We start from the raw sequence: 7,421 nt of genomic DNA, 5'->3' as shown, positions 1-7,421 counted from the left end.
ATGGTGGTTCTCCGTTGACGTGCCGCGGGGCTTGCGGCGCGCTTCGCCGGCAAGGACGAACCGGGACGGGCAAAGGATTCGGCCAAAAATTATTTTTGCCGGACCGCATCCTTCGACGGTCCGCAAACGTCCTTGGGTCTGACGCGGCCGGCTCGGGCCGCAGAACCAGGCCAAGGAGGTTGCGATGAGACGGACCCTGATCAGGTACAAGACCAAGCCGGAGATGGCGGAGAAGAATGCCGCGCTGGTTGCGGCTGTATTTGCCGAGCTGAAGGCGGCCAGCCCGGATGGTGTCCGCTACATGACCCTGCGACTGGAGGACGACACCTTCATCCACATGGTCGAGACCGCGGCCGACGACGGCTCGAGCCCGATCCCGAAACTGGCCGCGTTCCAGGCCTTCCAGGACGGTATCCGGGATCGTTGCGCCGAGCCGCCGCTGGTTCGCAGTGCGGTGATTGTCGGGAATTATCGTATGCTGGATGAGCCGTGAACCGAGCGAACCGACTTGGCGGAGCCATCATGACGTCACCACCCCAAGTGCCGGTCTCGACCGACGTCGAGGCGCTGCTGGCGGCGATGCGGCCGAGGCTGCATCGCTACTGCGCCCGCATGGTCGGATCTGTGATCGACGGCGAGGATGTGCTGCAGGACGCGCTGATCAAGGCGATGCAAGCCTTCGCGTCCGCAGCCCCGATCCAGAACCCGGAAGCCTGGCTGTTCCGGATCGCGCACAACACCGCGCTCGATTTCCTCAGGCGGCGCAACCGCCAGGATGCGCTCCACTCTTCGGAGGAGGTGGACATGATGGCCGCAGAGCTCGATGATTTCAGCCGCCGCGAGATCGCGGCAAGCAGTCTGCGCACCTTCATGCGGCTGCCGGTGGCACAGCGCTCCAGCGTGATCTTGATGGACGTGCTCGGCTGCTCGTTGCAGGAGGTCTGCGGCATCATGGATTTCAGCCTGCCTGCAGTGAAGGCCGCGCTGCACCGCGGACGCACGCAACTGCGCGCGTTCGCCCGCGAGCCGGACGACGCGCCGCGGCCCGGCCTGTCGGCGAATGATCGCGCCAGGCTGAACGCCTATGTCGGCCGCTTCAACGCCCGCGACTTCGATGCCATCCGCGCCATGATCGCCGATGACATCAGGCTCGAGCTCGTCAACCGGACGCGGCTGAACGGCAAGGCCGAGGTGTCACGCTACTTCGGCAATTATGCGAAGATCAGTGACTGGCACCTGGTGACCGGCCAGGTCGATGGACGTCCGGCGATCCTGGTGTTCGATCCGGACGCGCTGGATGCGCCGCCGAGATCGTTCATGCTGCTCGACTGGTCGGCCGACAAGGTCGCGACCATCAGGGATTTCCGCCACGCATCCTATGCGATCGACGGCGCCGAATGGGCGGTGGATCAGGGGTAGGTGGCGGTCGCTGCCACAGCCTCCGATTCAGTGGCCGTGCCACAAACTCGGTGTCGTCCCGGACAAGCGAAGCGCGATCCGGGATCCATAACCACGAATGACAATTGGTTTGCGATGCTGGGGCTCCAGCCAGCTTCAACAACACGATCCTGTGGTTATAGGTCCCTGCTTTCGCAGGGACGACAGCGGGGAGAGAGCGCCGCTACCGCGTCTTGCCGCCGAATTCGCCGCTGGCAATCCGTGCCACGCGGCTGCCGGATGCGGCCGGTGGGCTGCTTCGTTCGAACATGCCGTCGCCGCCGCTCTCGCGCGGCAAGGACGACGCTTCATCGACACGGCCGCGGCCGGGCCAGAACGTCAGGACGAGGTTCATGACGCCATTGACGGCCGTGCCGACCACCGTTGCGGTGTGCTGATAGGTCAGCGCATATTCGGGAAATCGTCCGGCAACGGCCCTGTCGAGCACCATGAGGGCGATCCATGCCGCCATCACGCAGACCGGATCCCATCCGATGTCGCGCACCCGCATCGACTGCAGCATGAAGCAGACGACGAGCATGCCGTAGAAGGAAAAGATCAAGGCGGGGCTGCTCGCCGCCTGCGCCAGCAGCACGTCCATCCTGCCGCTCGCCGGTGCGTTGCCGGTGATGCCGAAGACCAGCATCAGAAAGCCGACGCCTGTCACGAAGCTGCAGAAGAAGAAGGCCAACCGGCCCATCCGGGCATTGAAGCCGAAGATGTAATTCAGCATGTGACGCACCCCTTTGGCGGCAGCGTCGCCTGGTGATGCTTTCCGGACCATGAAGCCCGCGAGCGCGTGCGGGGCTGTGGTTTCCGGCTGCTTTACCGGATCGTTAAAGCCTGCTGCACTGCGCGGTGGGGTCGTCGGCGGGAGCCGGGCCCTGCGACAATCGTTGCCCACGCAACCGGCATTATATTTCTTGCCATGGCCGATTTGGACGAATTATGATGCACGGTGCTGGGGTATGCGCCGAAGGTTCTAATCGAGGGCCGTCGGTTCATGCTTGCTGCACACTTGCGATATCGCGCACAAAATACGTCACAGAACGACGCGCGCTAAGCGTGACCCCCGGGGCGCCTGATCGAGCCTCGCGGGATCTTTGGTTGAGGAGGGGAGTGAATATGAAAAAGGCATTTTGGCTGGCAGGCGCCATGGCTCTGGCGCTCGCGCAGCCTGCGACGGCGGCTGACAGCGTCAAGATCGGCTTTGTCTCGACCTTCAGCGGTCCGACCGCCGTGATCGGCAACGACATGCGCAATTCGTTCGAGCTCGCGCTCGACCATCTCGGCCGCAAGATCGACGGCAAGCCGGTCGAGGTGATCTACGAGGACGACCAGCAGAAGCCCGACGTCGGCAAGCAGAAGACCGAGAAGCTGGTGCAGTCCGACAAGGTCGACTTCATCGTCGGGTACATCTGGTCGAACGTGCTCTTGGCATCTCTGAAGACCGCGGTCGATTCGAAGACCTTCCTGATCTCCGCAAATGCCGGTCCGTCGCAGCTCGCCGGTGAATTGTGCTCGCCTTACGTATTCTCGACCTCCTGGCAGAACGACCAGACGCCCGCCGCGATGGGCCTCTACATGAACCAGAAGGGCGTCAAGTCGGTGTTCCTGATCGGCCCGAACTACGCCGCCGGCAAGGACATGCTGGCGGGCGTGAAGAGCACCTTCAAGGGCGAGGTGGTCGGCGAGGAATACACGGTGTGGCCGAGCCAGCTCGACTTCTCCGCCGAACTGACCAAGGCGCGCAATTCGAAGGCCGAGTCGATCTTCGTGTTCTATCCCGGTGCCGCCGGCGTCCAGTTCCTGAACCAGTACGCCCAGGCCGGCATCAAGGCGCAGATCCCGCTCTATACAGCCTTCACCGTCGACGAATTGTCGCTGCCGCTGCAGAAGGACAACGCGATCGGCATTCCCGGCGCGCAGGAATGGGTCAACGACCTGCCCAACGCCGAGAACAAGAAGTTCGTCGAGGACTATCACAAGAAATATCCCGGCCTGCGCCCGACCTATTACGGCGCCCAGGCCTATGACGCCGCCCAGCTGATCAACAGCGCCGTCGTCGCGGTGAAGGGCGACCTCACCAAGAAGGATGCGATGAAGGCGGAGATGGAGAAGGCCAACTTCAAGTCGCTGCGCGGCCCGTTCAAGTACGGCAACAACCACATCCCGATCCAGAACTTCTATCTGCAGGACGTGGTCAAGGACGCCAACGGCCAGCTCTCGCTGAAGACGGTCGCGACCATCGTCAAGGACGACCAGGACAAGTTCCACGACAAGTGTCCGATGAAGTGATTGTCGGGTAATTCTGGCCCGTGGCTTGCTTCTTCACCTCGCCCCGCTCTTGCGGGGAGAGGTCAATCGCGAAGCGATTGGGTGAGGGGCTCTTTCCGCGTATTCGACTCGTTGAAAGAGCCCCTCACCCCAACCCTCTCCCCGCAAGAGCGGGGCGAGGGAGAACGCGCAGCGTGCAATGCGCGGACACCCCATCCCGCTTCGCTCAAGGTGACGTAGCCTCACGATGTATCTCGTCGTCGAACAACTGCTGAACGGCCTGCAATTCGGCCTGCTGCTGTTCCTGCTGGCAGCTGGCCTCACGCTGGTGTTCGGCATCATGGACTTCGTCAATCTGGCGCACGGCTCGCTCTACATGATGGGCGCCTATTTCGCGGCGACCTTCGTGGCCTGGACCGGCAGCTTCGTGCTCGGCGCGCTGATGGCGCTCGGCGCCACGCTGCTGCTCGGCATCGTGCTCGAATATGTCGCGCTCAGGCATCTCTATGGCCGCGACCATCTCGACCAGGTGCTGGCGACGTTCGGCCTGATCCTGTTCTTCAACGATGCCGTGCGGCTGATCTGGGGCCCGGCCGGGCTCGCGCTGCCGCTGCCGGCCTGGCTCACCGTGCCGGTGCAGATCATTCCCGGGGTGTACTACCCGGCCTACCGGCTGATGATCATCGTGGTCGCGCTGGCGGTTGCCGCGATGCTCTATCTCGTCGTGATGCGCACCCGCGTTGGCATGCTGATCCGCGCCGGCGCCTCCAACCGCGAGATGATCGGGGCGCTCGGCATCAACATCAAGCTGCTGTTCACGCTGGTGTTCGGCTTGGGGGCCGCGCTCGCCGGCCTCGCCGGGCTGATGCAGGCGCCGATCCTCACCGTGCAGATCGGAATGGGCGAGAACATCCTGATCCTCGCCTTCGTCATCATCGTGATCGGCGGGATCGGCTCGATCCGCGGCGCCTTCATGGCCGCGCTCTTCGTCGGCATCATCGACACCATGGGCCGCGCCTTCCTGCCCGACCTGCTGCGCAAGGTTTTGAGCGGGGCTGCGGCCTCGACCGCGGCGCCGGCGCTGTCCTCGATGCTGATCTACCTCCTGATGGCCATCATCCTTGTGCTGCGGCCCGAGGGGCTGTTCCCGGCGGCTAAACGATGAAGCCCAAGCTCAGCGCCTCCAATGCGGTTGCGGCGCTGATGTGCGCCGCGCTCATTCTGCTGCCGGTCTATTCGGCGGCCACAGGCAATATCTTCATCCTCACGCTGTTCACCCGCATCGTGATCTTTGCGCTGGCGGCCGCGAGCCTCAATCTGATCATGGGCTATGGCGGCATGATGAGCTTCGGCCATGCCGCCTATCTCGGCATCGGCGGCTACGCCGTCGGCATCCTTGCCGCGGAAGGCATCGGCTCCGGCTTCATCCAGTGGCCGGTGGCGCTCGTGGTCTCGGCGCTGTTTGCGCTGCTGATCGGCTCGCTCAGCCTGCGCACCCGCGGCGTCTATTTCATCATGATCACGCTGGCGTTCGCGCAGATGGCCTATTACGTCGCCTCCGCGCTGTCGCGCTACGGCGGCGACGACGGCCTCACCGTCTACAAGCGCAGCGATTTCGCCGGCCTGATCAATCTGTCCGACCGCAACCAGTTCTATTATCTCTGCCTCGGCTGCCTGTTCGGCGGCCTCTATCTGATCTGGCGCATCGTCAATTCGCGCTTCGGGCTCGTGGTGCAGGGCGTCCGCTCCAACGAGCAGCGCATGCAGGCGATCGGCTTCCACGCCAACCGCTACCGCCTGGTCTGTTTCGTGATTGCCGGCACGATCTGCGGCCTGGCCGGCGCGCTGCTCGCCAACAACACCGACTTCGTCAGCCCCGCGGTGATGTACTGGACCCGCTCCGGCGACCTGATGGTGATGGTGATCCTCGGCGGCATGGGCTCGCTGTTCGGCCCCGTGATCGGCGCGATCGTCTATCTGCTGCTCGAGGAGCTGCTGTCGCAGTTCACCGAATATTCCGGACTGATCCTCGGCCCGGTGCTGCTCTTGATCGTGCTGTTCGCGCGCGGCGGCATCATGGGCCTGCTCGGGAGGATGCGCCGTGGCTGATCCTCTGCTCCGCGTCGACAATCTGGTCCGCCGCTATGGCGGCATCACCGCGACCGACAATCTCTCGATGGAGGTGGTACCCGGCGAGCTGCACGCCATCATCGGCCCGAACGGCGCCGGCAAGACCACGCTGATCAGCCAGCTCACCGGGCAGGTGATGCCGAATTCCGGCACCATCCGCTTTGCCGGCCGCGACGTCACCAGCCTGCCGTCCTACAAGCGCTCCAGGCTTGGGCTGGCGCGCTCGTTCCAGATCACCTCGCTGCTGAAGGATTTCTCGGCGATCGACAATGTCGCGCTGGCGGCGCAGGCGCATGACGGCCACTCCTTCCGCTTCTGGGGCAATGCGCGCAAGGAGCGACATCTGCGAGACACCGCGCGCGCGGCGCTGGAGCGCGTCGGCCTTGGCAAGCGCGCCGATATCGTGGTCTCGCAACTGAGCCACGGCGAGCAGCGCGAGCTCGAGCTTGCCGTCGCGCTCGCCACCAAGCCGCAGCTTCTGCTGCTGGACGAGCCGATGGCCGGTCTCGGCGTCACCGAGTCGGCGCGGATGGTCGCGCTGCTCAAGGAGTTGCGCAAGGAAGTGACCATCGTGCTGGTCGAGCACGACATGGAGGCGGTGTTTGCGCTGGCCGACCGCATCACGGTGCTGGTCTATGGCCGCGTCATCGCCTGCGGCGTGCCGGACGCGATCCGCAGGGATGAAGAGGTCAAGCGCGCCTATCTCGGCGAGCAGCATGCGGTGACGCGTCATGACTGAAGCAAAATCGGCTGAATCGAAAACTGCTGAGACGCTGCTCGAAGTCGATGGCATCGAGACCTGCTACGGGTTGAGCCAGGTGCTGTTCGGCCTGTCATTGCAGATCAGGTCGGGCGAGATGGTCGCGCTGATGGGCCGCAACGGCATGGGCAAGACCACGACCATCCGCTCCATCATGGGCCTGACGCCGGCGCGATCAGGTGCCATCCGCTTCGCCGGCGAGGCGGTGCGCGGCCTGCCGTCCTACAGAATTGCAAAACTCGGCATCGGCCTGGTGCCGGAAGGCCGCCAGATCTTTCCGAACCTCACGGTGCGCGAAAATCTCGTCGCCGCCTCCGGCAATCGCCTCGGCGCCTCCGATCCGTGGACCATCGACAAGATCCACGCGCTGTTTCCGCGGCTCGCCGAACGCACCAACAATATGGGCGTCACGCTGTCCGGCGGCGAGCAGCAGATGCTGGCGATCGGTCGCGCGCTGATGACCAATCCAAAGCTCCTGATCCTGGACGAGGCCACCGAAGGCCTCGCGCCCTTGATCCGCGACGAGATCTGGAGCTGCCTGTCGATGCTGAAGGGACGCGGGCAGTCGGTGCTGGTGATCGACAAGAACGTCGGAAACCTCGCCCGCATCGCCGACCGCCACTACATCATCGAGCGCGGCAAGACGGTGTGGAGCGGGACATCAGAGCAGCTGCTGGCGGAGCCGGACTTGCAGCACAAGTATCTGGGGATTTGAGGCGGGACACCGCGCCTACCCGACGTCGTCCCGGCCTAGTGCGCAATTGCGCACGGGGGCCGGGACCCATACGCCGCGGCCCGGGTAATGGGCAGATGGGGA

The 7,421-nt window shown here is 64.3% G+C and carries 8 protein-coding genes; 7 read left to right on the top strand and 1 reads right to left on the bottom strand.

Annotation, left to right across the window (positions count from 1 at the left end; all coding sequences use genetic code 11):
- Positions 1-184 precede the first annotated feature (184 nt).
- A complete protein-coding gene (locus tag QMZ05_RS30925) occupies positions 185-493 on the top strand; it encodes a hypothetical protein (RefSeq protein WP_050426227.1) in 309 nt (102 codons plus the stop codon).
- Positions 494-522: 29 nt separating this feature from the next.
- Positions 523-1,419: an RNA polymerase sigma factor gene (locus tag QMZ05_RS30920; RefSeq protein ID WP_353704194.1), complete on the top strand. Its 897-nt coding sequence runs from the start codon at positions 523-525 to the stop codon at positions 1,417-1,419.
- A 202-nt stretch (positions 1,420-1,621) separates the two neighbouring features.
- Here the strand turns inward: QMZ05_RS30920 and QMZ05_RS30915 are convergent, their stop codons facing one another.
- On the bottom strand, positions 1,622-2,170 hold the full coding sequence (locus QMZ05_RS30915; protein WP_353704193.1) for a hypothetical protein: 549 nt from the start codon (positions 2,168-2,170) through the stop codon (positions 1,622-1,624).
- Between the two features lie 392 nt (positions 2,171-2,562).
- On the opposite strand from QMZ05_RS30915, the gene QMZ05_RS30910 reads away from it, so the two are divergent.
- From QMZ05_RS30910 to QMZ05_RS30890, 5 genes are all read left to right on the top strand, one after another.
- Positions 2,563-3,735 carry an ABC transporter substrate-binding protein gene (locus tag QMZ05_RS30910; RefSeq protein ID WP_353704192.1) on the top strand — a complete coding sequence of 391 codons (1,173 nt, stop codon included), beginning with the start codon at positions 2,563-2,565 and terminating at the stop codon, positions 3,733-3,735.
- 226 nt (positions 3,736-3,961) lie between these two features.
- Entirely contained in the window at positions 3,962-4,879 is a 918-nt protein-coding gene (locus QMZ05_RS30905; RefSeq protein ID WP_353704191.1) for a branched-chain amino acid ABC transporter permease, read from the top strand.
- Positions 4,876-5,823, top strand: a complete 948-nt coding sequence (locus QMZ05_RS30900; RefSeq protein ID WP_353704190.1) for a branched-chain amino acid ABC transporter permease — start codon at positions 4,876-4,878, stop codon at positions 5,821-5,823. The genes QMZ05_RS30905 and QMZ05_RS30900 overlap by 4 nt, the downstream gene beginning before the upstream one ends.
- Positions 5,816-6,583, top strand: coding sequence for an ABC transporter ATP-binding protein (locus QMZ05_RS30895; protein WP_353704189.1), 768 nt, complete (start codon positions 5,816-5,818; stop codon positions 6,581-6,583). The genes QMZ05_RS30900 and QMZ05_RS30895 overlap by 8 nt, the downstream gene beginning before the upstream one ends.
- Complete coding sequence (locus QMZ05_RS30890; RefSeq protein WP_353704188.1) at positions 6,576-7,319, top strand: ABC transporter ATP-binding protein; 744 nt, start codon at positions 6,576-6,578, stop codon at positions 7,317-7,319. The genes QMZ05_RS30895 and QMZ05_RS30890 overlap by 8 nt, the downstream gene beginning before the upstream one ends.
- The last annotated feature ends 102 nt before the right edge of the window (positions 7,320-7,421 follow it).

Source organism: Bradyrhizobium sp. INPA03-11B (genome assembly GCF_040446015.1).
In the GTDB taxonomy this organism is placed as follows: Bacteria; Pseudomonadota; Alphaproteobacteria; order Rhizobiales; family Xanthobacteraceae; genus Bradyrhizobium; species Bradyrhizobium macuxiense_A.
This window is presented reverse-complemented; position numbering and strand designations above follow the sequence as displayed.